The sequence below is a fragment of the Verrucosispora sp. SN26_14.1 genome, assembly GCF_004307965.1.
GTDB lineage: Bacteria > Actinomycetota > Actinomycetes > Mycobacteriales > Micromonosporaceae > Micromonospora.
This window is the reverse complement of record NZ_SISL01000800.1, coordinates 1-1,225: the sequence shown is the minus strand read 5'-3', so window position 1 is coordinate 1,225 and position 1,225 is coordinate 1. Positions and strand designations below refer to the sequence as shown.

Sequence of the window (1,225 nt, the reverse complement as noted above, 5' to 3'; positions counted from 1 at the left end):
CCCCGCCGCCGACCACCCCGCCCCCGACGACGCCGCCGCCCACCACGCCACCTCCGACGACACCGCCGCCGACCAGCCCGCCGCCGGTCACCGGCCTGCCGAAGCACATCCTCACCGGGTACTGGCACAACTTCGACAACCCGGCCGTCGAGCTGCGGCTGCGGGACGTGCCCACCGAGTACGACCTGGTCGCGGTCGCCTTCGCCGACGCCACCACCACGCCCGGCGCGGTCTCCTTCGCCATCGACCCGGGCCTGTCCGCCGCCCTCGGCGGCTACACCGACGCCGACTTCTCCGCCGACGTGCGCACCCTCCAGAGCCGCGGCAAGAAGGTGATCATCTCGGTCGGCGGTGAGACCGGCCGGGTCGCGGTGAACGACGCGGCGTCCGCGGTGGCCTTCGCCGACAGTGTGTACGCGCTGATCCAGCGCTACGGCTTCGACGGCGTCGACGTCGACCTGGAGAACGGCCTGAACCCGACCTACATGGGGCAGGCGCTGCGTTCCCTGCGGGCGAAGGTGGGCAGCCGACTGATCATCGCGATGGCGCCGCAGACCATCGACATGCAGAACCCCACCACCAGCTACTTCAAGCTGGCGCTGGACATCAAGGACATCCTGACCGTGGTGAACACGCAGTTCTACAACTCCGGGGCGATGCTCGGCTGCGACAACAACGCCGCGTACGCCCAGGGCACGGTCAACTTCATCGTCGCGCTGGCCTGCATCCAGTTGGAGGCGGGGCTACGGCCCGACCAGGTGGGGCTCGGCCTGCCGGCCGGTCCCGGGGCTGCCGGTGGCGGCATCGTCGCGCCCAGCGTGGTCAACGCCGCGATGGACTGCCTCACCCGGGGCACCAACTGCGGCAGCTTCCGTCCGCCGCGTACCTACCCCGGCCTGCGTGGCGCGATGACCTGGTCGATCAACTGGGACGTCACCCACAACAACTCCTTCGCCCGCACCGTCGCCCCCCACCTCCGCACCCTCCCCTGACCGCCTGACTCTCGCGGCCCTGCCCGCCCTGCCCGTCCTGCCCGCCCTGCCCGCCCTGCCCGCGCCGATCATGGAGCTCTGGCCCTTCGGCGCTGGACAAGGTCGACCGGGAGCTGCAACGCGGCGTCGTGAACGTCGATCATGGAGTTGTGGCCTCGACAAAGACTGCACAAAGGGTCAAAGCGAGCGCCACAACTCCATGATCGACGGGGCCGGGCGGGGCGGGGCCGGGC

At 70.9% G+C, this 1,225-nt stretch carries 1 protein-coding gene; it reads left to right on the top strand.

Translation table 11 applies throughout. The features are described from left to right. A partial coding sequence (locus EYA84_RS32020) for a chitinase (RefSeq protein ID WP_131057876.1) occupies window positions 1-992 on the top strand: 992 nt, incomplete at its 5' end. Between the last annotated feature and the right edge of the window lie 233 nt (window positions 993-1,225).